At 73.6% G+C, this 22,341-nt stretch carries 25 protein-coding genes; 9 read left to right on the top strand and 16 right to left on the bottom strand.

Going from position 1 to position 22,341, the window contains the following annotated elements; translation table 11 throughout:
• Positions 1-3: 3 nt before the first annotated feature.
• The 6 genes from ccsB to hemL all read right to left on the bottom strand — a co-directional run bounded on the left by ccsB (position 4) and on the right by hemL (position 6,542).
• Positions 4-1,140: a c-type cytochrome biogenesis protein CcsB gene (gene ccsB, locus SNE206_RS12610; RefSeq protein ID WP_407913384.1), complete on the bottom strand. Its 1,137-nt coding sequence runs from the start codon at positions 1,138-1,140 to the stop codon at positions 4-6.
• Positions 1,141-1,143: 3 nt separating this feature from the next.
• The gene (locus SNE206_RS12605; protein ID WP_407913383.1) at positions 1,144-2,892 is read right to left on the bottom strand and encodes a cytochrome c biogenesis protein ResB; all 1,749 of its coding nucleotides are present in this window, start codon (positions 2,890-2,892) and stop codon (positions 1,144-1,146) included.
• A gap of 2 nt (positions 2,893-2,894) precedes the next feature.
• Complete coding sequence (locus SNE206_RS12600; RefSeq protein ID WP_407913382.1) at positions 2,895-3,665, bottom strand: cytochrome c biogenesis CcdA family protein; 771 nt, start codon at positions 3,663-3,665, stop codon at positions 2,895-2,897.
• Complete coding sequence (locus SNE206_RS12595; protein ID WP_407913381.1) at positions 3,662-4,258, bottom strand: TlpA family protein disulfide reductase; 597 nt, start codon at positions 4,256-4,258, stop codon at positions 3,662-3,664. Before SNE206_RS12595 ends, SNE206_RS12600 begins: the two co-directional genes overlap by 4 nt.
• A 221-nt stretch (positions 4,259-4,479) precedes the next feature.
• Complete coding sequence (locus SNE206_RS12590) at positions 4,480-5,127, bottom strand: histidine phosphatase family protein (protein ID WP_407913454.1); 648 nt, start codon at positions 5,125-5,127, stop codon at positions 4,480-4,482.
• Between the two features lie 29 nt (positions 5,128-5,156).
• The gene (hemL, locus tag SNE206_RS12585; protein WP_407913453.1) at positions 5,157-6,542 is read right to left on the bottom strand and encodes a glutamate-1-semialdehyde 2,1-aminomutase; all 1,386 of its coding nucleotides are present in this window, start codon (positions 6,540-6,542) and stop codon (positions 5,157-5,159) included.
• Between the two features lie 494 nt (positions 6,543-7,036).
• On the opposite strand from hemL, the gene SNE206_RS12580 reads away from it, so the two are divergent.
• A complete protein-coding gene (locus tag SNE206_RS12580; RefSeq protein WP_030267869.1) occupies positions 7,037-7,525 on the top strand; it encodes a hypothetical protein in 489 nt (162 codons plus the stop codon).
• A 111-nt stretch (positions 7,526-7,636) separates the two neighbouring features.
• On the opposite strand, the gene SNE206_RS12575 is transcribed toward SNE206_RS12580, so the two are convergent.
• Both SNE206_RS12575 and SNE206_RS12570 read right to left on the bottom strand, forming a co-directional pair.
• On the bottom strand, positions 7,637-8,404 hold the full coding sequence (locus SNE206_RS12575) for a Clp protease N-terminal domain-containing protein (protein ID WP_407913380.1): 768 nt from the start codon (positions 8,402-8,404) through the stop codon (positions 7,637-7,639).
• 211 nt (positions 8,405-8,615) lie between these two features.
• Positions 8,616-8,855 (bottom strand): chaplin, encoded by a 240-nt coding sequence (locus SNE206_RS12570; protein ID WP_407913452.1) that lies wholly within the window; start codon positions 8,853-8,855, stop codon positions 8,616-8,618.
• A 331-nt stretch (positions 8,856-9,186) separates the two neighbouring features.
• Here SNE206_RS12570 and SNE206_RS12565 point away from each other — a divergent pair, with 331 nt between their 5' ends.
• The 4 genes from SNE206_RS12565 (at position 9,187) to SNE206_RS12550 (ending at position 10,907) form a co-directional block, all read left to right on the top strand.
• Positions 9,187-9,429, top strand: coding sequence for a chaplin (locus SNE206_RS12565; RefSeq protein ID WP_407913379.1), 243 nt, complete (start codon positions 9,187-9,189; stop codon positions 9,427-9,429).
• Between the two features lie 308 nt (positions 9,430-9,737).
• A complete protein-coding gene (locus SNE206_RS12560) occupies positions 9,738-9,980 on the top strand; it encodes a chaplin (RefSeq protein ID WP_407913378.1) in 243 nt (80 codons plus the stop codon).
• Between the two features lie 94 nt (positions 9,981-10,074).
• Positions 10,075-10,365 (top strand): chaplin, encoded by a 291-nt coding sequence (locus tag SNE206_RS12555; RefSeq protein WP_407913377.1) that lies wholly within the window; start codon positions 10,075-10,077, stop codon positions 10,363-10,365.
• Positions 10,366-10,511: 146 nt separating this feature from the next.
• Positions 10,512-10,907 carry a hypothetical protein gene (locus tag SNE206_RS12550; protein WP_407913376.1) on the top strand — a complete coding sequence of 132 codons (396 nt, stop codon included), beginning with the start codon at positions 10,512-10,514 and terminating at the stop codon, positions 10,905-10,907.
• Between the two features lie 108 nt (positions 10,908-11,015).
• Here the strand turns inward: SNE206_RS12550 and SNE206_RS12545 are convergent, their stop codons facing one another.
• Positions 11,016-11,666, bottom strand: a complete 651-nt coding sequence (locus SNE206_RS12545; protein WP_407913375.1) for a hypothetical protein — start codon at positions 11,664-11,666, stop codon at positions 11,016-11,018.
• Between the two features lie 333 nt (positions 11,667-11,999).
• On the opposite strand from SNE206_RS12545, the gene SNE206_RS12540 reads away from it, so the two are divergent.
• The 3 genes from SNE206_RS12540 to SNE206_RS12530 all read left to right on the top strand — a co-directional run bounded on the left by SNE206_RS12540 (position 12,000) and on the right by SNE206_RS12530 (position 13,362).
• Positions 12,000-12,344, top strand: a complete 345-nt coding sequence (locus tag SNE206_RS12540; RefSeq protein WP_407913374.1) for a rodlet layer protein — start codon at positions 12,000-12,002, stop codon at positions 12,342-12,344.
• A gap of 157 nt (positions 12,345-12,501) precedes the next feature.
• The gene (locus SNE206_RS12535) at positions 12,502-12,849 is read left to right on the top strand and encodes a rodlet layer protein (protein ID WP_405012774.1); all 348 of its coding nucleotides are present in this window, start codon (positions 12,502-12,504) and stop codon (positions 12,847-12,849) included.
• Positions 12,850-13,104: 255 nt separating this feature from the next.
• Positions 13,105-13,362 carry a hypothetical protein gene (locus SNE206_RS12530; RefSeq protein ID WP_407913373.1) on the top strand — a complete coding sequence of 86 codons (258 nt, stop codon included), beginning with the start codon at positions 13,105-13,107 and terminating at the stop codon, positions 13,360-13,362.
• A gap of 73 nt (positions 13,363-13,435) precedes the next feature.
• Here the strand turns inward: SNE206_RS12530 and hemB are convergent, their stop codons facing one another.
• The 7 genes from hemB to SNE206_RS12495 all read right to left on the bottom strand — a co-directional run bounded on the left by hemB (position 13,436) and on the right by SNE206_RS12495 (position 20,628).
• A complete protein-coding gene (hemB, locus tag SNE206_RS12525) occupies positions 13,436-14,416 on the bottom strand; it encodes a porphobilinogen synthase (protein WP_407913372.1) in 981 nt (326 codons plus the stop codon).
• A gap of 69 nt (positions 14,417-14,485) precedes the next feature.
• Positions 14,486-16,126 (bottom strand): uroporphyrinogen-III synthase, encoded by a 1,641-nt coding sequence (locus SNE206_RS12520; protein WP_407913371.1) that lies wholly within the window; start codon positions 16,124-16,126, stop codon positions 14,486-14,488.
• The gene (hemC, locus tag SNE206_RS12515; protein WP_407913451.1) at positions 16,123-17,121 is read right to left on the bottom strand and encodes a hydroxymethylbilane synthase; all 999 of its coding nucleotides are present in this window, start codon (positions 17,119-17,121) and stop codon (positions 16,123-16,125) included. The genes SNE206_RS12520 and hemC overlap by 4 nt, the downstream gene beginning before the upstream one ends.
• 41 nt (positions 17,122-17,162) lie before the next feature.
• Complete coding sequence (locus SNE206_RS12510; protein WP_407913370.1) at positions 17,163-18,509, bottom strand: glutamyl-tRNA reductase; 1,347 nt, start codon at positions 18,507-18,509, stop codon at positions 17,163-17,165.
• Positions 18,506-19,396 carry a redox-sensing transcriptional repressor Rex gene (locus SNE206_RS12505; protein WP_407913450.1) on the bottom strand — a complete coding sequence of 297 codons (891 nt, stop codon included), beginning with the start codon at positions 19,394-19,396 and terminating at the stop codon, positions 18,506-18,508. Before SNE206_RS12505 ends, SNE206_RS12510 begins: the two co-directional genes overlap by 4 nt.
• 107 nt (positions 19,397-19,503) lie before the next feature.
• A complete protein-coding gene (locus SNE206_RS12500) occupies positions 19,504-20,193 on the bottom strand; it encodes an exonuclease domain-containing protein (RefSeq protein ID WP_407913369.1) in 690 nt (229 codons plus the stop codon).
• Between the two features lie 159 nt (positions 20,194-20,352).
• A complete protein-coding gene (locus SNE206_RS12495; RefSeq protein ID WP_405012768.1) occupies positions 20,353-20,628 on the bottom strand; it encodes a glutaredoxin family protein in 276 nt (91 codons plus the stop codon).
• 109 nt (positions 20,629-20,737) lie between these two features.
• Between SNE206_RS12495 and SNE206_RS12490 the strand changes: the two genes are divergently transcribed.
• Positions 20,738-21,745, top strand: a complete 1,008-nt coding sequence (locus SNE206_RS12490) for an HAD family hydrolase (RefSeq protein ID WP_407913368.1) — start codon at positions 20,738-20,740, stop codon at positions 21,743-21,745.
• Positions 21,746-22,341: the final 596 nt, after the last annotated feature.

Here is a 22,341-nt window from a genome sequence, read left to right as displayed (position 1 = left end):
GGATCAGACGCCGGCGTAGGAGTGCTTCCCGGTGACGAAGATGTTGACGCCGTAGTAGTTGAACAACCAGCAGGCGAAGGCCAGCAGGGCCAGGTAGGCCGCCTTCCGGCCGCGCCAGCCGGCGGTCGCCCGGGCGTGCAGGTAGCAGGCGTAGGCGACCCAGGTGATGAACGACCAGGTCTCCTTCGGGTCCCACTCCCAGTACTTGCCCCACGCCGCCTCGGCCCAGATCGCGCCCGCGATGATGGTGAACGTCCACAGCGGGAAGACGAGGGCGTTGATGCGGTACGAGAGCTTGTCGAGGGTGGCCGCGGCGGGCAGCCGCTGCCAGACGGACGCCGGGGTGCGCAGCGGCCCCCCCGGCAGGCCCTCCTCGACGCGCCGCTCGTACGAGTCCTTGCCGAGGTAGAGCACCGTCGCGACGAACGCCGCGTACAGCGCGCCGCCGCAGATGATCGCGGTGGAGACGTGGATGCCCAGCCAGTACGAGTGCAGCGCCGGCACCAGCTGGTCGGAGTCGGTGTAGAGCACCGAGACCGCCACGCCCAGGGTCAGCAGCACGGCCAGCACGACCGGCAGGCCCAGCCAGCGGACGTTCTTCCGCGCCGCCAGCAGGCCCAGGTAGGCCAGCATCATGGTGAGGGCGAAGGCGCACGAGAACTCGTACATGTTGCCCCACGGCCAGCGCATCACCGACAGCCCGCGGGAGAACACCCCGCCCGCGTGCAGCAGGACGCCGAGGACGGTCAGCGACACCGCGATCCGGCCCGCCAGGTCGCCCTTCTCGCTGCCGCCCGCGGCACCCGGGCCGTCGACGGCGGCGGCCTCGCCGCGGCCGCTGGTGACCACGGTGGCACCCGCGTCGGCGAGCGCGGTGCGGGTCAGCGTGGTGGTTCCGCCGTCGGCGGTGGCCACCGTGACGGTGACCGTGCGGGTGCCCTTCGCGGACTCCTCCGCGGCGGCCAGCGTCTCGGCCAGCCCGCCGGACTGCGCGGCCGAGCGGACCGCGATCGCGCCCTTGCTGCCGAACGTCCACTCGAAGAGGTGGGCGAACATCGCGAGGGTGTACACGGCCATCGCCGAGTAGATCAGCTTGTTCGAGAGGTCGGCCAGCTGTGGGTCGACCGAGGCGAGATTCACCGTCTACTCCTTGGAGTCCGGATCTGCGGGGGTTGCCGGTGCGGGGATCGCGGGGGCGGCGGGGGTGTCGTCGGCTCCGGCACCGGTCCCGTCGCCGGTCCCGTCGTCCAGGGCCGGGGCGTCGTCCAGGGCCGGGGCGTCGTCCTGGAGCCGGACGGCGAACTCGGCGAGCTCCTCGGCCGTACGGGCGGACTCGCTGCGGGCCAGGCCGGCCATCTCGACCAGCGTGGTGCCGTCCGGGCCGGCGGTGGCCCGCACCCAGATCCGGCGGCGCTGGACGAAGAGCGAGCCGATCAGGCCGAGGATCGCGCAGACCGCGCCGGCCAGCGCGATCGCGTTGCCCGGCCGGTGCGACACCGAGAAGCTGGCCCACTGCTGGTAGCCGTCGAAGGTGATGCTGCCGTAGCCGTCCGGCAGCTCCCAGCCCTGGCCCGGCTTGAGGCGGGCCCGGGCGATGTCGCCGTCCTGCTTCAGCTGGGTCAGGTGCGTGGTGTCGAGCTGGTAGATGTTCTGCGGCAGGCCCGAGTCGGTGCCGAGGTCGCCGGCGTAGGCGGTGATGACGAGCATCGGCTCGGCCGCGTCCGGGAAGAGCGAGACCGGGCCGGTCTGCTCGAAGTTCACCGGCGCGGTCGGCAGGAAGTAGCCGTTGAAGCCGAGCTGGGTGTGCTTGCCGTCCTTGTCGCCGTAGTCGCTGACCTTGATCACCCCGGTGGAGGTGAGGTTGGAGTCCTGCGGCAGGAACGGCGTCGGGCCCTTGTAGACCACGTCGCCCTTGGCGTTCCTGACGGTCACCACGGGCGCGTAGCCGTGGCCGATCAGGAAGACCTTGGAGTCGCCGATCTCCAGCGGGTGGTTGACCTGGATCGACCCCTTGGTCAGGGCCGAGGCGTCCGTGCCCTTCCAGTAGCGGATGTGCGCGGTGAACTCGCGGGCGCTGCCGATCTGCTCGCCGGTGGCCTGGTACTTCGCGGTGAAGCCGTCCAGCTTGAAGCCGAAGGCGTCCAGGTCGTCGGTGGTGTAGAACGCGGATCCGGTGAAGTCGTCGAGCTGGGTGGTGGTGTTGGAGAAGCCCTGGCCCTCGATCACCAGCTTGCCGCCCTGCCCGCTCCCCAGGCTCGCCCAGGCGAAACCGGCGAGCAGGGCGAACAGCGAGAAGTGGAAGAGCAGGTTGCCGACCTCGCGGAGGTAGCCCTTCTCGGCGGCGACCGCGCCGCCCGCGAGGTCCGCCCGGAACCGCCGCCCGCGCAGCAGCCGGTGGGCCGCGGCGTTGACCGCCTCCGGGCCGGCGTCGGTCCGCCAGGCCGCGTACACCGGCATCCGGGTCAGGTTGCGCGGGGCGGCGGGCGGCTGCGCGCGGAGCACGCCGACGAACTGCCACGTCCGCGGGACGATGCACCCGGCGAGCGAGACGAACAGCAGGATGTAGATCGCCGAGAACCACACCGAGCTGTAGACGTCGAAGAGCTGGAGCTTCTCGTACAGCGGGGTGATGCCCTGGTGGGTGGACTTCCAGGTCTGCACCTTGAAGGCGTTCTGGCTGTTCTGCGGGATCAGCGAGCCGGGGATCGCGGCCAGCGAGAGCATGAACAGCAGGATCAGCGCGACCCGCATGGACGTCAGCTGGCGCCACATCCACCGGACCCAGCCGAGGACGCCCATGCCGACCGGACCGTCCGACTCCTCGGGGGCGCTGGTGAGGCGCTCGGCGGAGAGGTCGTCGGGCCCGGTCGGGGCGGTCTTCGTCTCGCTCACGGTCAGATTCCGATCGTGACGTCGTCGGTGAGGTACTGCAGGTTGTTGACCATCGCGTCCCACGCGCCGGTCACCAGGAGCAGGCCGACCACGACGAGCATGCCGCCGCCGATCCGCATCACCCACTGGTAGTGCCGCTTGACCCAGCCGAACGCGCCGAGCGCCCGGCGGAAGGCCAGCGCGGCCAGCACGAACGGTACGCCGAGGCCGAGGCAGTAGACGGCCATCAGCAGGGCGCCGCGCCCTGCGCTGGCCTGGTCGATCGACAGGGTGAGGATCGAGGAGAGCGTCGGACCGATGCAGGGCGTCCAGCCGACACCGAAGACGACGCCGAGCAGGGGCGCCCCCACCAGGCCGATCGCCGGGCGGCGGTGCGAGCGCACCTCGCGCATCGTGAAGCCGGGCAGCAGGCCCATGAAGGCGAGGCCCATGACGATGGTGACCACGCCCATGACGGTGTCGATCGTCCGCCGGTGGTCGGCCAGGGTGCGGCCGAACTCGCCGAAGAGCGCGCCGCCGGAGACGAACACCGCGGTGAAGCCGAGGACGAACAGCGCCGACCCGAGGAGCATCCGGCCGCGCCGGGCGCCCCTGGCGTCGGCGAGGTCGGCCGCCGAGAGGCCGGTGACGTACGAGAGGTAGCCGGGGACGAGCGGCAGGACGCACGGGGAGAAGAAGGAGACCAGGCCGGCCGCGAGCGCGATCGGCAGGGCGACCAGCAGGGCCCCGCTCGCGACCGTCTCGTTGTAGCCGGTCCCGGCGAGCGCGCTCACTTCTGCTCCGCGAGGACCGGGGTGATCATCTTCTCCAGGTCCTCGCTGGAGAGCGCCCGCATCGCCCGGGCCGCCAGGCGGCCCTCGCGGTCGACCACCACCGTGGTGGGGATGGACTGCGGGTTGAGGCTGCCCTTGGGGAAGCGCAGGATCTGCGTGCCGTCCGGGTCGTAGATGCTCGGGTAGGTGATCCCGGTCTGCTGCTCGAAGCGGACGGCGTTGTCCGGGGCGACGTCCCGGGTGTTGATGCCGAGGAACTGCACGCCCTTGTCCTTGTACTTCGCCGACACCTCCTGGAGGTTCTTGCCCTCCGCGCGGCACGGGCCGCACCAGGAGCCCCAGATGTTCAGCACGACGACCGTGCCGCGGTAGTCGGAGAGCTTGAGCGGCGCGCCCTGCAGGCTCGTGCCGGTGATGTCCGGCGCCGCCGTTCGCGTGTCCGGCTTCGCGGTGGCGATGCCGCCCTTGCCGGTGATGAATCCGGCCTGGCCCTCGCTGCTCGACGAGCCGGAGGTGCATCCAGTGAGTGCGAGCGCGGCAGCGGCGCCGAGTGCGGCGGCCGGGCTGATGCGGCGGCGGGTCGTCCCAGACATGTGAAAAGTTTCGCATGGGACTTTGGGCAGGTTTGAGGGGGTCCGCCGTTACCGGTCGAACCCCCTCTGAGCTGCGGTTTCTGTACTTATGATCCGCTTACTACGGGCAGTCGGGCCCACCGCGGCCCGCCGGACCGTCAGACGCGGACCCGCCGGGCACCGCCTGCCGGACACGGCCCGGCGGCCCGGGCCCCGGGCAACCGGCCGCCAGGCCCGGGCCGTCAGGCGCCGAAGCTCTTGCCGACCGGCTTGTCCTTGCCGCCCTTGCCGACCAGGTGCGCGGGCAGCAGGTCGCGGGCCGGCTCGCGGTAGCCGATCGAGACGATCCGGTCGCCCTCGTACGTGAAGCTGGTGAGCGAGGCCAGCGAGCACTGCCGGTTGCGCGGGTCGTGCCACAGCCGGCGGCGCTCCGCGAACGAGCGGACGATCCAGATCGGGAGCTGGTGGCTGACGCAGACGGCCTCGTGGCCGCGCGCGGCGTCCCGGGCGGCGGCGAGCGCCCCCATCATCCGGACGGCCTGCTCGACGTACGGCTCGCCCCAGGAGGGCTTGAACGGGTTCGTCAGGTACTTCCAGTAGCCCGGGTTGCGCAGCGAACCGTCGCCGACCCCGAAGGTCTTGCCCTGGAAGATGTTGTCCGCCTCGATCAGCTGCTCGTCCGAGGCGACCTCCAGGCCGTGCGCCTTGCCGATCGGCTCGGCGGTCTCCTGGGCCCGCTCCAGCGGCGACGCCACCACGTGGGTGATGTCACGGTCCGCCAGGTGCTCGGCGACCCGGTCGGCCATCTGCCGGCCGAGCTCGGAGAGGTGGTAGCCGGGCAGCCTGCCGTAGAGCAGACCCTCCGGGTTGTGCACCTCGCCGTGCCGCATCAGGTGGACGACGGTGGTGTCCTTGGCGCTCACTTCGCTCCCTCACTGGGGTCGGTGGCCTCGGCGGCGGCGCGGGCCGCGGCGGGCAGGGCGGCGGCGATCCGCTCGATCGCCCGCTCGTCGTGGGCGGCCGAGACGAACCACGACTCGAAGGCCGACGGCGGCAGGTAGACGCCCTGGCTCAGCATCGAGTGGAAGAAGCCGTTGAAGCGGTACGCCTGCTGGCGCCGCGCCTCGTCGTAGTTCGTGACCTGCTCCGCGGTGAAGAACACCGAGAACATGTTGCCCGCGCGCTGCAGCCGGTGGGCCACTCCCTCCTTCGCGAGCGCGTCCCCGACCAGCGACGAGATCTCGCCGGCGACCCGGTCGACGGTCGCGTACACCTCGTCGGTGCAGTGCCGCAGCTGCGCGAGGCCCGCGGCCGTCGCGATCGGGTTCCCGGAGAGCGTGCCCGCCTGGTAGACCGGGCCGGCCGGGGCGAGGTGCGCCATGACGTCGGCCCGTCCGCCGAAGGCCGCCGCGGGGAAGCCGCCGCCCATGACCTTGCCGAAGGTGAGGAGGTCCGGGGCCCAGCCCTCGTGGGCGGCCTCCAGGCCGTACCAGCCGGCCTTCGACACGCGGAAGCCCGTCATCACCTCGTCGGAGACGAACAGCGCGCCGTCGGCGCGGCAGAGCTCGGCCAGGCCCCGGTTGAAGCCGGGCAGCGGCGGCACGACGCCCATGTTGCCGGGCGAGGCCTCGGTGATCACGCAGGCGATCTCGCCCGGGTGCGCGGCGAAGGCCGCGCGCACGGCGTCGAGGTCGTTGTAGGGCAGCACGATGGTGTCGCCGGCCTGGGCACCGGTCACACCGGGCGTGTCGGGCAGGGCGAAGGTCGCGACGCCCGAGCCGGCCGCGGCCAGCAGCGCGTCGACGTGGCCGTGGTAGCAGCCGGCGAACTTCACGATCTTCGCGCGGCCGGTGAAGCCGCGGGCGAGCCGGATCGCCGACATGGTCGCCTCGGTGCCGCTGGAGACCAGCCGCACCTGCTCGACCGGCGCGACCCGGGCGGTGATCTCCTCGGCGAGCTCGACCTCGCCCTGCCCGGGCGTACCGAACGAGGTGCCGAGGCCCACGGCCTGCCGCACCGCGTCGACCACGGCGGGGTGCGCGTGCCCCAGGATCATCGGACCCCACGAGCACACCAGGTCGACGTACTCGCGGCCGTCGGCGTCGGTGAGGTACGGCCCGGTGCCGGACACCATGAATCGCGGGGTGCCGCCGACCGCGCGGAAGGCACGGACCGGCGAGTTCACGCCGCCCGGGGTCACGACGGAGGCCCGGTCGAACAGCGACTGCGACTGCGGGGCCTCGTACGGATAGCTCGGGACACCGGCCTGCGCGGTGCCCGCGGACCGGCTCTCAGGGTTGCTCACGGGGTTGGTCACCTGAACATGCTCTCAAATCGTGTCCTTCACCTTCGCATGGCGGACCCGATCATCTGGAACGATGATCCGTGTGCTGCTGCCTAGGCAGGGCGTTCGGACGGTACGGTTGTCCGTGCGACCGTCGCGAAGGAGTCCGGCCGGCGAGCCGGGGGTCCGGGCACGGCACGGGACGCACCATCGGGTCGGACCTTCGGGCATCATCAGGGGCGGGCATCCGCACCGGGTCCGCAGGGACGCGGCGACGCCGTCGCGGAGTGGTGCGTACGGCAGTGTGTACGACGGCACGAGGCGGGTAAATGGCACGTTCGGAAGAGGACACCGGGCGTGTGGGGGTCTGTCGATTCCGGCGAGTACCGGTGAGGATGGTCCGAGTGTCCGAGGCGCAGGACGGCTTCGAGGAGGCCACGGGTAGCTCCCGTCCCTCCGCGGAGGCCGCGCACGGGGGTACGGGTACGGGCAGGGGAAAGCGGGGAGAGGGGCGCGTGGGAGTCACCTACAAGTACTTCGGCGCTCCCGACCGGGCCACCGCGGCCAGAGTGCCCACCGCCCTCGGGCCCGGCGGGCTCGGCCTGGACGCCGGCGAGCTCGGCGCCCTCGGGCGGCTCGGCGACCTGATGGAGACCAGCGGCTCCCTCAACGGCCACCTCTCCACCAAGATCAAGCCGGAGACCATGAGCGCCATGGTCCTCACCGGCATCCAGGGCGTGCCGCTGCACCAGGTGCCCCCGCTGGAGCTCGTCGTCCTGCACCCGGACTACGCCGTCGTGCAGCTCCCGCACAACGTCGTCGAGCCGCTGCGCAAGGCCGACGAGACCCAGCTCGGCGCCGCCGCCTTCATCTGGTCGACCGTTCCGGACCGGCGCGGGCCGCGCGACGCCTTCGTGATCTACCAGATGCTCCACGAGTGGCAGGACTTCGCCAACCGGCTCCACGACGCCGGCCACCAGCTGTACTGCCTGGTCTGGCCGTAGGCCGCCCGCGGGTTCCGCCCGGTCCGGCCGCAGGCCCGGCACATGCGTCAGGGGTTCCGCGCCGAGTGCCGCGGAACCCCTGACGCGTGCGGGCACCCGTGCGCCCGCCGGTCAGTCCTGCGGTTCCTGCGCGTCCTGCACTTCCTGCCGGCGGGATCCCGTGAGGACCGCCAGCGTCTCCACGACGAACGACTCGACCGCGGCACGGTCGACGCCCAGCGCGGCGAGCGGGCCGCTGCCGCTCTCCAGTTCGAGCAGCGACAGCAGGATGTGCTCGGTGCCGACGTAGTTGTGCCCCAGCCTCAGCGCCTGACGGAACGTGAGCTCCAGCGCCTTGCGCCCGCGGGCGTCGTACGGGACGAGCGCCGGCGGGTCGGCGGCGGCCGGCGGCAGCGCCGCGGCGAGCCCCGCACGGAAGGCCTCGACCGTGACGCCCTGCGCGAGGAGGGCCTGCACCGCGAGGCCGTCCGGCTCGACGAGCAGGCCGAGGGCCAGGTGCTCGGGGGTGATCTCGGCGTTGCCTGCGGCGACGGCCTCGTTCTGGGAGGCCATCACGACGTTGCGGGCCCGGTCGGTGAACCGGCCGAAGCCCTGCGCGGGGTCGAGGTCGGTCGGCTCGCCGGGGTCCTTCGGCACGAAGCGCTTCTGGGCCGCCTGCCGGGTGACGCCCATGCTGCGGCCGATGTCCGTCCAGGAGGCGCCGGAGCGCCGGGCCTGGTCGACGAAGTGGCCGATGAGGTGGTCGGCCACGTCACCGAGGTGGTCGGCGGCGATGACCGCGTCGGACAGCTGGTCGAGGGCGTCCGTGTGGACCTTCTTGATGGCTTCGATCAGGTCGTCGAGCCGGACGGGATGCGTCATCTTGACTGGATTCGCCATGTGTCAACCATAGGTTGACACCTCTTACGTGTCAACCGTCGGTTGACAGTCGGCGGAGCGCCGCGGCCCGCGCCGCACGCGCCCGGCGCGCACCCGGCACACAGCGGGCACGCAGCGGGCCGCCGCCCTGCGCCCCGGGAGGGGAACGGAGGGCGGCGGCCCGGATGGTGCGGCACGGACCGGCGGACGGCCCGTCAGGCTCGGGGCCCGGTCAGCCGACGTTCGCGCAGGAGTTGCCGAACGCCGGGTTCAGCAGGCCGATCACGTCGATCGAGTTGCCGCACAGGTTGACGGGGACGTGCACCGGAACCTGGATGTTGTTGCCCGAGGCGACACCCGGGGAACCGGCCGCGACGCCCTCGGCACCGGCGCTCGCCATGGCGGTGCCCGCACCGGCGGCAACGATGCCCACGACGGCGGCGCCGACGGCAGCGACCTTCTTGACGCTCATATGAAACTCCTCGTTGTTCAGGTCTTCCACGAACCGCACTGGCTCGGCGCGGAAGCGCACGCGGCGTGCACCGGGCCCAACGAGACCTGCACGGTGCGGTACCGAACGGGCCGTCATGTTCACCCGTAAGCAGTAGTGAAGGCATTCGGGTGATCGTGGGATCAGCCCGTTTCCCCCGGCCGCCCGCCTCGTTCTTCCCTGCGTACCGGCTCCACCGGTCAGGCCCGGCCCACCGGACCGGACCGGCCCACCCGTTCCGTGCGGGCCCGCCGGCCGTCACCGGCCGCGCGGCGCGCGCACACGGGAATCGCGAACAGAAAGAGACTGCACCATGCGCAAGATCGCCCAGGGCGCGTTCGGCACCGCGGCCGTCGCCGCCCTGCTGCTCGGCGGCGCCGCCGCCGCGTCCGCCACCGGCGCGTCGGCCGAGGGCGTCGCGGCCGGCTCGCCGGGCGTGCTCTCCGGCAACCTGATCCAGGTGCCCGTGCACGTGCCGGTCAACGTCTGCGGCAACACCGTCGACATCATCGGCGCCCTGAACCCGGCGTTCGGCAACTCCTGCGCCAACATCTGAACCAGGGCCGCCCGAGCGGTGGCCCGCGCCGGCCCCGGCCGGCCCCACGACTCCCGGAGGAGCCTCCACAGCGCCCTCCGGAAGCGCCGCGGTGTGACCAATTCCCGGCCGTGCGGGGAATGGTGGCGGGGCGCACGAACGAACGCGGTCCACGCGCCCGCCCAAGCCACGGGCGACACGCGCCAGTTGGTCCGCGTGAGTGACAATCACGGAGCATCAAGGAAAGGCCGGGCGATGATGTCGATTCGCCCGGCACCCGGAATTGTCGGATCACCGCAATACCGGCCACGAACCGAAGGAACAATCCCATGCGCACGTTCAAGAAGGCTGCTGTCCTCACCATCGCCGCCGCCGGCCTGGTCGCCTCCGGCGCCGGCGTCGCCGCCGCCAGCTCCGAGGCCGAGGGCGTCGCCGCCGGCTCGCCCGGCGTGCTCTCCGGCAACCTGATCCAGGTGCCCGTGCACGTGCCGGTCAACCTGTGCGGCAACACCGTCAACGTCATCGGCCTGCTGAACCCCGCGTTCGGCAACTCCTGCGCCAACGTCGGCTGAACAAGCCCTCGCTGACGGCAGTGTCCGTGCCGCGCCCGGCCTTCCCGGCCGGGCGCGGCGCACCCTCCCCGCGTGTGATTAGGAGATCGACCCCATGCAGAACGTGAAGAAGGCCGCCGTTCTCACCGCCGCGGCCGGCATCGTCCTCGGCGGTGCCGGCGTCGCCGCCGCCGGCTCCCAGGCCGAGGGCGTCGCGGCCGGCTCGCCGGGCGTGCTCTCCGGCAACCTGATCCAGGTCCCCGTGCACGTGCCGGTCAACGTCTGCGGCAACTCCGTCAACGTGGTCGGCCTGCTGAACCCGGCGTTCGGCAACTCCTGCGCCAACGTGGACGCGCCGGCCACCGTGCCGACGGACACGCCGGAGGTCGACGAGGAGGACTGCTGATCCCCCCGATCGGCACGACTCGCGCGTCCTGCCCCCCGGCCCCAGGCCGGGGGGCCGCTCGCGTCGGCCCGCCCGGCGGGCGCGAGCCCGGCGCCGGCCACCGCCGGACCGCCGGACACCCCCACCGACACGAAGGGTTCAGCCCCATGGTGCTTAAGACCACCGGTGCCGGCGTGCTGGCCGCCCTCGGCGCAGCCGCCGTCGTGGGCGCCGCGGCCGGACCGGCCGCCGCCGCCGGCTCCTCGCAGACCGCTCCCGCCGGACTGCCGCGCCCCACCGCACAGTTGCAGTCCACCGACACCTCGCAGCTGGTCGGCGGCACCACCGGCGCACTGGGCTACGCGGTGGCCCCGGTGAAGGACCTGCGGCTCGACCCGTGGGCGCAGTCCTCCGCGGACGTGCTCGACAACGGCGTCGCCGTCGAACCCGACAACGGCATGGCGCCGGTCACGACGTCCACGCTGACCGGCCCGCTGAGCGCCGGCGGCGGCCCGGCGAGCCTGCCCGCGGTCGGCCCGGTGCTCGGCCTGCTGCCCGGCTGAGCCACCCTCCGGTGCGGCGCGCACCGGCCCCGTACACGGCGGAGCCCGGCCCCTCGGGGCCGGGCTCCGCTGCCGTCCGGGCCGGGCCCGGAAGGCCGCCCGCCGGTGTCAGACGGCCGGCTGGGCCAGCACGTCCTCGCTCAGCGCGCCGGTGGCGGCGGCCGTGAGGTTGCCGACGGTGTCGGTGACGGAGACCTTCTGGTCGTCGCCGCCGAGCGAGGCCTTGGCGCCCGGCACGGCCTGCACCGGGGCGGTCACCAACTGCGGGTCGAGCTCGCCGAAGGACAGCGCGCCGTCGGCGAACTCCCCGCTGTGGTCGGTGGCGTAGCGGACGGGCTGGCCGAGTTCCAGGGCCGGGCCGGACGTCCGGATCGGCGCGGCGGGTACGGCGAGGACGGCCTGGCCGAGCTCGGTGCTGGAGTCGGCGGCGGGCAACGGCACGACGGCGTCGACGGCGGGGCCGACCCGGCCGGCGTTGAGCGCGGGCACGATGCGCGAGGGGATGAGCTGGGAGCCGGGGTTCTCCTCGGGCACCGGCGGCTGCAGCGGCGAGGCCGGGAGGCCGCCGGAGAGCGTGCCGGTCTGGGTGAGCAGCGGCAGCGGCACGTTGAACGGCACCTCCTGGCCGGCCAGGCCGTCCTCCAGCGCCGCCACCTCGCCCGGGGTCATCGGGCGGGCCTCGGCCGCGCCCTGGCCGGCGAGGACGCCGGCCCCGACCGCGAGCAGCAGGGCGCCGGCGGCCCGCTTGGAGAGCTTCATGCAATTCACCGTTCTGTCCGAGAGCGTTCTACCGGGTGCGATCCGCCGCAGGCCGTCGGACGGGTGCGCCGTCGGGAGCTGTGCGGAAAAGCAATCTGCGCAACGACCGAGCACCGGGAGGATTGCGGGCATTGACCGGTTCGGGTTAATAATCGGACTGGAATACCGCCGAGTTGATGATCAATCAGACGCCTGCGAAGAATCTGCGTAACTTTCCGGCCCGTCATTCTTTGAACCCGATGTCGCAGCTCGACGCGACGCGACCGGAATCCACCGAATACCGGGCACGGCCGCCGAGCCGGCGCACCCGAGCTTTTCAGAGAGGTATCTCCCATGCTGAAGAAGACCTTCGCGGGCCTCGGCCTGGCGGCCGCCGCCCTCGCCTCCGCCGCCGCACCGGCCGGCGCGATCGGCAACGCGGACGGCTCCGCCGGCTCCATCCAGGGCAACGGCGGCACGAACGCGACCGGGACCTGGGGCAACCACAGCCCCAACTTCCACTTCGCCGACAACCCGAACGTCTGCCTCCCCGAGATCCACAACATCGGCGTGGCGGTGCTCGGTGTCGCGGTTCCGGTCGAGGTCGACGCACTGAACAACCAGCCCAAGCAGACCTGCGTGGTCGGCGAGGGCACCCTCGGCAGCGGCGACGGCGGCGTGTCCCACCTCATCGGCTGACGCACGCTCCCCGCTCCACCCTCCGGGGCCCACGCCCCGTCCTGCATCCCCCCGCGCGGGCCGCTCCCCCGGCCCGGGCGGCACAGCACGGCCGGCGGGATCCACCCGCCGGCCGAGGCTCCTCCCCATCAAGAAGATCCGAAGAAGGAACGCTGAAATGATCAAGAAGGCTCTCGCCGCCGCCGGCGTCGCCGCCGCCGGTGTCGCCATGGTCGCCTCCCCCGCGATGGCCATCGGCGACGCCGACGGTGCCGCCACCTCCATCCAGGGCAACGGCGGCACCAACGCCACCGGCACCACGGGCGACCACAGCCCGAACTACCACACCCTGGACAACCCGAACCTGTGCCTCCCCGAGGTGCACAACATCGCCGTCGGCGCCGTCGTCGGCCTCGCCGTGCCGATCGAGGTCCCGGTGCTCAACAACCAGCCGGCGCAGACCTGCGTCGTCGGCCAGAACACCGTGGGCAGCGGCGACGGCGGCGTGTCCCACCTGATCGGCTGATCCTGCCGGTCCGCTCTGCCGCCGGGTCCGGGGGAACTTCTCCTCCTGGCCCGGCGGTTGCCGTTCCCCGGCCGGGCCCGGCTGCCCTGCCGCACGGTCCTCCCCCGAGCCGCCCGTCCGGCCCGTACCGCACAGCGGGCCGGGCGCGGCGCGTTCGGGTGACGGAGTGTCACGGCGGCGCGTACTGCCGGGCCCGAACGGGTTGTTGTGATCACACTGAGTCCGCATCACCGTCGAAGAGAGGACCCCTCCACCATGAAGAGCACGCTGGGCAAGGCCCTGGTGACCACCGCGACCGCCCTGGCCATCGCCGGCGTCGCGGCCCCCGCCCACGCGCACGTGGACGCGGGCGGCGGCGCCCACCTGATCGCCACCGCCGACGACCCGTTCGTCGCGGGCGAGGAGCACGGCTGGGCGGAGACCGACCACATCTCCGTCCTCGGCCAGAAGTGGGGCTGGGCCACCAGCACCGCCGTCGGCGGCGGCGCCGAGGGCGAGATCCACGTCGGCTGAGGCGGCCCGCACGCAGCGGAGGCCGGGCCCGGGTGATCCCCGTGGCCCGGCCTCCCGCACGTGGAGGGGCGTCCTACCGCAGCATGCGGGCCGCCTCGACGGCCCAGTAGGTGAGGATCTGCTCGGCGCCGGCCCGGCGGATCGAGGTGAGCGTCTCCAGGATCATCCGCTCGCGGTCCACCCAGCCGTTGGCGGCGGCGGCCTCGACCATCGCGTACTCGCCGGACACCTGGTAGGCCGAGACCGGCACCGGGGAGGCGTCGGCGATCTGCCGCAGGATGTCGAGGTACGCCATGGCGGGCTTGACCATGACGAGGTCGGCGCCCTCGGCGATGTCCTGCTCCAGCTCGCGCAGCGACTCGCGGGCGTTGGCCGGGTCCTGCTGGTACGACTTGCGGTCGCCCTTGAGCGAGGAGCCGACGGCCTCGCGGAACGGGCCGAAGAACGCCGAGGCGTACTTGGCGGTGTAGGCGAGGATGCCGGTGTCCTGGTGCCCGGCGGCGTCCAGTGCGCTGCGGATCACGCCGATCTGGCCGTCCATCATGCCGGACGGGCCGACCAGGTGGACGCCCGCGTCGGCCTGCACGACGGCCATCTCGGCGTAGCGCTCCAGCGTGGCGTCGTTGTCGACCGAGCCGTCCGCCGCGAGGACGCCGCAGTGGCCGTGGTCGGTGTACTCGTCGAGGCACAGGTCGGACATGACGACCAGGGCGTCGCCGACCTCGGAGACGACGTCGCGGATGCCCTGCTGGAGGATGCCCTCCGGGTTGGTGCCCTCGCTGCCGACGGCGTCCTGCACCTCGGGCACGCCGAACAGCATGATGCCGCCCAGCCCGGCCCCGGCGGCCTCGGCCGCGGCCCGGCGCAGGGTGTCACGGGTGTGCTGGACGACGCCGGGCATCGAGCTGATCGGCCTCGGCTCGGTGATGCCCTCGCGGACGAAGGCCGGGAGGATCAGCTCGGCCGGGTGCAGGCGGGTCTCGGCGACCAGGCGGCGCATCGCCGGGGTCGAGCGCAGGCGGCGCGGGCGTACGGTCGGGAATTCGGCGGACAACTCTGCTTCTCTCTCCGGACGATACGAGACCGCCGGGGAGGCTCGGAGCCTCCCCGGCGGCGGGGGGTACTAGCGGGCGGCCTTGCGGCGCGACCCGGGTCGGCGCTCGCTCGGCCGGTAGACCGGTTCCCCGGCGACGACCGCCGCGTCCCGGCGCCTGGCGCCGAACTCGGCGAGGGCCTGGGCGAGCGCCCCGGCGGACGGCGCGGGCGCCATCACGTCGACCCGCAGCCCGTGCTCCTCCGCGGTCTTGGCGGTCGCCGGACCGATGCAGGCGATGACGGTGACGTTGTGCGGCTTGCCGGCGATGCCGACGAGGTTCCGCACGGTCGAGGACGAGGTGAACAGCACCGCGTCGAACCCGCCGCCCTTGATCGCCTCGCGGGTCTCGGCCGGCGGCGGCGAGGCGCGCACCGTGCGGTACGCGGTCACGTCGTCGACCTCCCAGCCGAGCTCCACCAGGCCGGCGACGAGCGTCTCGGTGGCGATGTCGGCACGCGGCAGCAGCACCCGGTCGATCGGGTCGAAGACCGGGTCGTAGGGCGGCCAGTCCTCCAGGAGGCCGGCGGCGGACTGCTCGCCGGACGGCACCAGGTCGGGCTTGACGCCGAAGTCGACCAGCGCCTGGGCGGTGGTCTCACCGACGGCGGCGACCTTGATGCCGGCGAAGGCGCGGGCGTCGAGGCCGTACTCCTCGAACTTCTCGCGGACGGCCTTCACGGCGTTGACCGAGGTGAAGGCGATCCACTCGTAGCGGCCCGTGACCAGGCCCTTGATGGCGCGCTCCATCTGCTGCGGGGTCCGCGGCGGCTCCACCGCGATGGTGGGCACCTCCTGCGGCACGGCGCCGTAGCCGCGCAGCTGCTCGGACAGGCCGTGCGCCTGCTCCTTGGTGCGGGGGACGAGGACGTTCCAGCCGAAGAGCGGCTTGGTCTCGAACCACGAGTGCGAGGCCCGGTGGGCGACCTGCTCGCCCACCACGGCTATCACCGAGGTGGCCGGGTCGACCGGGGCCGACACCGGGGACGGCAGCACCCGGGCCGCCTTCAGGTCCGCGGCGATCGAGGCCAGCGTGGCGGTGAAGGTGCGCTGGCGCGTCGTGGTGCCCGAGAGGGTCGCGGAGAGCGGCGACTCGGGCTTGCGGCCGTTGGCGACCAGCGCCGCGGCGGTGGCCGGCAGCTGGCCGAGCGTGGTGCGGACGACCAGGGTGGTCTCCGGTGCGCCGAGGTCGACCCCGTTGCCGGAGACGAGCGCGGCGGCGTCGACGAAGCGCACGTCGGCGCCCTGGCTGCCGCGCAGCGGCACACCGGCGTAGGCCGGCACGCCGACGGACTGGGCGACGCCGGGGATCACCTCGAAGGGGATCGCGGCGCCCGCACAGCAGAGCATCTCCTCGGCGGCACAGCCGTCGAGGCCGGGGTCGCCGTCGACGGTGCGCACCACGTGCTTGCCGGCGCGGACGGCGTCCGCGACCAGCCGGGCGACGTCGAGGCCGGCCTCCTCCGCGGGGCTGTGCACCTGGACGCCGGCCGGGCAGTGCGCGCGGACGGCGACGGCGGTGAGCGGGTCGGCGATCAGGATGTCGGCCGAGGCCAGCACGTCGACCGCGCGCAGGGTGAGGAGACCGGGGTCGCCCGGGCCCGCACCGAGGAAGGTGCAGCGGCCGGCGGGGGCCTGGGGGGTGGACTGGCTCGCAGCGGTGGGGCTCATCGGCTTCGCTCCCCCATCAGGCCGGCCGCTCCCTGTTCGAGCAGCCGGGCAGCGAGCGCGCGGCCGAGGGCCGCCGCCTGCTCCTCGGCCGACTCGTCCAGGACGAACGGACCGGTGGCGGTCATTCTCAGCAGGGTGGCGCCGTCGACGGTGCCGACCACGCCCTCCAGCAGCAGTTCGGTGCCGTGCCACACGGCGAGCGCCCCGACGGGCGCCGAGCAGCCGGCTTCCAGGGCGGCCAGCAGCGCGCGTTCGGCGACGACCGCGGCACGGGTGGGGGTGTGGTCGAGCGCGGCCAGCCGTGCGGCGAGGCCGGGGTCGACGCACTCGACGGCGAGTGCGCCCTGGCCGGGGGCCGGGAGCATCAGCGCGGGGTCGAGGTGTTCGGTGATGTCGCCGCGGCGGCCGAGCCGGTTGAGGCCGGCGGCGGCGAGCACCACGGCGTCGAGCTCGCCCTGGGCGACGTAGCCGACACGGGTGTCGACGTTGCCGCGTATCGGCACGGTCTCCAGGGCGGCGCCGTGGGCCGCGGCCCAGGCGTTGAGCTGGGCCGTGCGGCGCGGCGAGCCGGTGCCGATCCGGACGGGGCGGCCGGCGCCCGCGAGCTTCTCGACGAGTTCCTGCAGGGCGAGGCCGTCGCGGGCGACGAGGGCGTCGCGGACGTCCTCGCGCTCGGGGACCGCCGCGAGCCGCAGACCGGTGGGGGCGGCGGTGGGCAGGTCCTTGAGCGAGTGCACGGCGAGGTCGATACGGCCTTCGAGGAGTGCGTCGCGCAGGGCGGAGACGAAGACGCCGGTGCCGCCGATCTGCGCGAGCGCCTCACGGGAGGTGTCGCCGTACGTGGTGATCTCGACCAGCTCGACGGGGCGGCCGGTGACCCGGGTGACCTCGCGCGCGACCATGCCGGACTGCGCCATGGCGAGGGCGCTGCGCCGGGTGCCGAGGCGCAGCGGCTGCTCGGGTGCGCCCGGGGGGCTGCTGAGTTGACCATTCATGAGGTGCTCGTCCAGGTCGTGCCGGTGGGGATTGACGGGGTTCATCCGGCCGCACCGCCGAGGGCGGAGGGGCCGGCGCCCGGCGACGCTGCCGGGGTGCCGGAGACGGCGTGCACGGCCGCCGGGTCCAGGTCGAAGAGTTCCCGCAGCGCGTCGGCGTACGAGGCGCCGCCGGGCTCTGCGGCGAGCTGCTTCACCCGCACGGTGGGGGCGTGCAGGAGCTTGTCGACGACGCGGCGGACGGTCTGGCCGATCTCCGCGCGGGCGCGCTCGTCGAGGTCGGGGAGCCGGGCCTCCAGGCGGGTGAGCTCGCTGCTGACCACGTCGGAGGCCATCGAGCGGAGCGCGACCACGGTGGGGGCGATCCTGGCGGCGCGCTGGGCCGCGCCGAAGGCGGCGACCTCGTCGGCGACGATGCCGGTGACGGCGTCGACGTCGCCGGTGCCGGGGGTGGCGGCGTGCGCGTGGGAGAGGCTCTCGATGTCGACGAGCAGGGCGCCGGGGAGTTCGTGCACGTCGTGGTGGACGTCACGGGGCATCGCCAGGTCGAGGAAGGCCAGCGGGCCGTCGGCGGTGCGGGCGGCGACCGCGGCGGCGGCGTCCTCGGCGGTGATGACGACGCCGGCGGCGCCGGTGCAGGAGACGACGAGGTCGACGTCGGCGAGGGCCTGCGGCACCTTGGCGAAGTCGAGGGTGCGGCCGGTGCCGCCGAGGTTGGCGACGAGGCGCTCGGCGCGCTCGGGGGTGCGGTTGGCGATCAGCAGGTCGGAGACGCCGGCGCGGACGAGGGTGGCGGCGGCCAGGGAGCTCATCGAGCCGGCGCCGACCACGAGGACGCGCCGGCCGGCGACGTCCCCGGTGCGGGCGGCGACCTGCTCCAGGCCGAAGGTGACGAGCGACTGCCCGGCCCGGTCGATGCCGGTCTCGCTGTGGGCGCGCTTGCCGACCCGCAGGGCCTGCTGGAAGAGCTCGTTGAGGCCGCGGCCGGCGGTGTGCTCGTCCTGGGCGCGGGCGAGCGCGTCGCGGAGCTGGCCGAGGATCTGGCCCTCGCCGACGACCATGGAGTCGAGGCCGCAGGCCACCGAGAAGAGGTGGTGGACGGCGCGGTCCTCGTAGTGGACGTAGAGGTGGGAGGTGAGCTCCTCCAGGTCGACGCCGCTGTGGTGGGCGAGCAGCAGGGAGAGCTCGGCGACGCCGGCGTGGAACTTGTCCACGTCCGCGTAGAGCTCGATCCGGTTGCAGGTGTTGACCAGGGCGGCCTCGGCGACCGTGGCGGTGGCCGCGGCGTCGTGCAGCAGGCGGGTGGGGACCTCGCCGGTGAGGGCGGCGCGTTCGAGCACGCCGACCGGGGCGGTGCGGTGGCTCAGTCCGACGACGAGCAGGCTCATGCCGGCATCACCGCCTGCACGTCGCCCTCGCCGCCGCCGGGCTTGGCCGGGGGTGCCGCGGCCTTCTTGGCCGCGGCGCCGCGGGCGGCCGGCTCGGCCTTGGCGGTGCCCGCGGCGGCGCGGCGCAGCTTGGCGGCGGCGGCGCGGACGGGGCCGGGGGCCCGGTCGAGCACGGAGTCGGTGGAATCGGACTCCTCGCCGGCCTTGCGCTGCTCGTGGAAGGCGAGGATCTGGAGCTCTATGGAGAGGTCGACCTTGCGCACGTCCACGCCGTCCGGGACGGTCAGCACGGTGGGGGCGAAGTTGAGGATGCTGGTGACGCCGGCGTCGACGAGGCGGTCGCAGACCTGCTGGGCGGCGCCGGGCGGGGTGGTGATGACGCCGATGGAGACCTGCTGGCTCTCGACGATCTGCTCCAGCTCGTCCATGTGCCGCACGGGCAGGCCGGCCGCGGTGGAGCCGACGACGCTCGGGTCGGCGTCGAGCAGGGCGGCGACCCGGAAGCCGCGGGAGGCGAAGCCGCCGTAGTTGGCGAGGGCGTGACCGAGGTTGCCGATGCCGACGATGACGACCGGCCAGTCCTGGGTGAGGCCCAGCTCACGGCTGATCTGGTAGACCAGGTACTCGACGTCGTAGCCGACGCCGCGGGTGCCGTAGGAGCCGAGGTAGGAGAAGTCCTTGCGGAGCTTGGCGGAGTTCACGCCGGCCGCGGCGGCGAGCTCCTCGGAGGAGACCGTGGGGACCGAGCGCTCGGAGAGCGCGGTCAGGGCCCGCAGGTAGAGGGGGAGGCGGGCGACCGTCGCTTCCGGGATGCCCCGGGCGCGCGAGGGTCGGCGCGCGGCGCCGCCGTCGGGCGCCTGCGAACTGCTCTGGGTGGATCGGCCGATTGCCACGGTGCTCCCGAGGGTGAAGCTGGGCTTAGGCAGCCAGGCTATGCGTTTGTGAACGTGTGCACAAAGATGGTGTCCGATTTGTCCCTCCACAGTGATGCGCATCACTCACCGCCCGCCGCCGCCGGCAGGCCGCCGGGCAGCGGAGCGCCGCCCGGCCGCGGCCCCGGCACGGTTCCGCGGGGCAGCAGCGGCACCGCGCCGCCCTCGCCCAGCGAGCGGGCCCGTGCCAGCCGCGGCCACGCCACGGGCGTCCCGGCGGGCGACGGCGCACCGCGGTCGGCGGGCGGGAGGCCGCCGGAGCGGCCGTAGTGGCGGAGCAGGTCGGCGGTGGCCCGGGCGTCACCGAGGGCGGTGTGCGCCGCGTACCGGCCGAGGCCGGCCGCGGCGACGCACGCCGCGAGCCCCCAGCCGGTGGCCGCCGGCAGGCGGGTGCGGGCCAGGCGCATGGTGCAGAGCAGCGGCACCGCCGGCAGCGGCACGCCTATCCGGGCGAACTCGCGTTCGAGGAAGGCGTGGTCGCAGGAGACGTGGTGCCCGACCACGACGCGCCCGGCCAGCAGGTCGAGCAGGTGCGGCGCGACCTCGCGGAACCGCGGTGCGCCGACCACGTCGTCCTGGCTGATCCGGTGCACGTGGGTGGGGCCGACCGGCCCGACCGGGTCGACGAGCGTGGCGAACGTCTCCTCGGTGCGCAGGCCGTCGTCCAGCAGCACCACGGCCACCTCCACGACCCGGTGCCGCCACGGGCTGCGGCCGGTGGCCTCGACGTCGACGACGGCGTAGCCGTCCATCGCGCCCTCCTTCGCCTGCGGGCCCCCGGGCGGACAAGAAACAGGCTCGATCGTAAGCCGACGAATTCACCGGATCCCAAGGTGATCTCTATCGTCTCGGCAACGATTCGGCCGCACCCCTCCGGACGGAGGCGTGCGGCCGGGCGGGACGGCCGGGGGTCAGGCGCCGAGCGCGGCGCGCAGCCGCCGCTCGTCCACCCGCCAGAAGTCGTGCTGGCGGCCGTCGACGAGGGTCACCGGGATCTGCTCGGCGTACTCGCGGTACAGCGCCTCGTCCTGGGTGATGTCCTTCTCCTCGAAGGCGGCCCCGAGCTCCCCGGTGACCCGGAGCAGGACGGCCCGGGCGTCGTCGCACAGGTGGCAGCCGGGCTTGCCGATCAGGGTGACCACCCGGTCGGCGGGCTTCTTGTTCTTGTCGCGTCGCAGCAGGCTCACCGTGCCATTGTGCGCCGTCGTCCGGGTCACGCCGTGGACGCGGTCCGTTAACGGCGCCTGCACGCCGCGGTCACGGGACCGCCCTCCGATGCTGGCTATGCTCGGGTCCATGGCCGCGCTGAGAAGGCTTCACCTGGCAAGGCGTTCCCCCGACGAGCGGAGCGCCCTGGCGGGCGAGGCCGCCGCCGACGCGGCGGAGGCCGATCTGCTCGTCCGGGCGGCGGACGCGACGGCGGACGCAGGGGCGGACGCGGCGGAGGCCCCGGAGAAGGGCGGGCGGTCCGAGAGGGCCGGGCGCCCCCCGAAGGCTCCCGCCGAGGACCACACGCCCACCCCGGACGACCCGCAGGCCGCCGCGTTCTTCGACTGCGACAACACGATCCTGCGCGGCGCGGCGATGTTCTACCTGGGGGTCGGCCTCTACCGCCGCCGCTTCTTCACCCGTCGCGACGTCGCCCGGTTCGTCTGGCAGCAGGCGTGGTTCCGGCTGCACGGCTCGGAGGACCCGGCGCACATCGCCGACGCGCAGGACACCGCCCTCGGCCTGGTCGCGGGCAAGCGGACGGCGGAGCTGGAGCAGATCTGCGAGGAGATCTTCGAGGAGGTCATCGCCGACAAGGTCTGGCCGGGCACCCGCGCCCTCGTGCAGATGCACCTGGACGCCGGCCAGCGGGTGTGGCTCGTCACCGCCGCGCCGCAGGAGATCGCCCGGATCATCGCCCGGCGGCTCGGGATGACCGGCGCGCTCGCCACCGTCGCCGAGACCGCGGACGGCGAGTACACCGGGCGGCTGGTCGGCGGGCTGCTGCACGGCCCGGCGAAGGCCGCGGCGGTGCAGGCGCTGGCCCGCCGCGAGCAGCTCGACCTCGGCCGGTGCGCCGCGTTCAGCGACTCCGCCAACGACATCCCGATGCTCAGCCTGGTCGGCCACCCGTACGTGGTGAACCCGGACACCTCGCTGCGCCGGCACGCGCGCACCCACGGCTGGCGGGTCCGCGACTTCCGGACGGGCCGCAAGGCCGCACGGATCGGCCTGCCGGCCGCGGCCGGCCTCGGTGTCGCCGCCGGGGCGACGGCGGCGGGGCTGGCGATCCACCGCCGCCGCCGCACCGCCTGAGGAGGGCCCCGCACCGCACCCGACGGCCGCCGCACCGTCCGGCGGCCCCGGCGCGGGGCCGCACCGTCCGGCGGCCCCGGCGCGGGGCCGCACCCGGGCCCGGCCGGTGCGCCCCGCGGCCGCCGCGGCACCTGCCGCGACCTGCGCCGACGTCCGCCGCCCCGGGTCGCGGCGGCGGCGTCACGCGGGACCACCCGAGCGCCTGTCCGGTACGTGACGACCCCTCACACGTACGAGGTAACCGGGCCGGTCGGGAGCGCTTCGCCGATGACCGGAACCGATCGTTCGACAACTCGGGAAAGTTGTGGGTTACCGGGCCCCGAGGCAGGGAAACCGCCCGGCGCCCACCCGAATCGGTCACAGCAGGTTGTCGTTCGATCACCCGGAGCCAGTCCGTACCGGCCGTCAACGATCAGTACCGGCTGAATATACGCGCCAACCGGATCCCAAACGACCAGTTCCGCCACAGGGCGTAGCCGTCATTGCACAAAGCGTTATTCTTTCCCGGATGCACGGCACCTGCGTGTCCCCCGTCCCGGGGGGACAGGGGGCGTGCACTCCGCACAGGCGGAGGTGACCCGTCCACAGTTCTGCCT

It is taken from the genome of Kitasatospora sp. NE20-6 (assembly GCF_045862635.1).
This window is presented reverse-complemented; position numbering and strand designations above follow the sequence as displayed.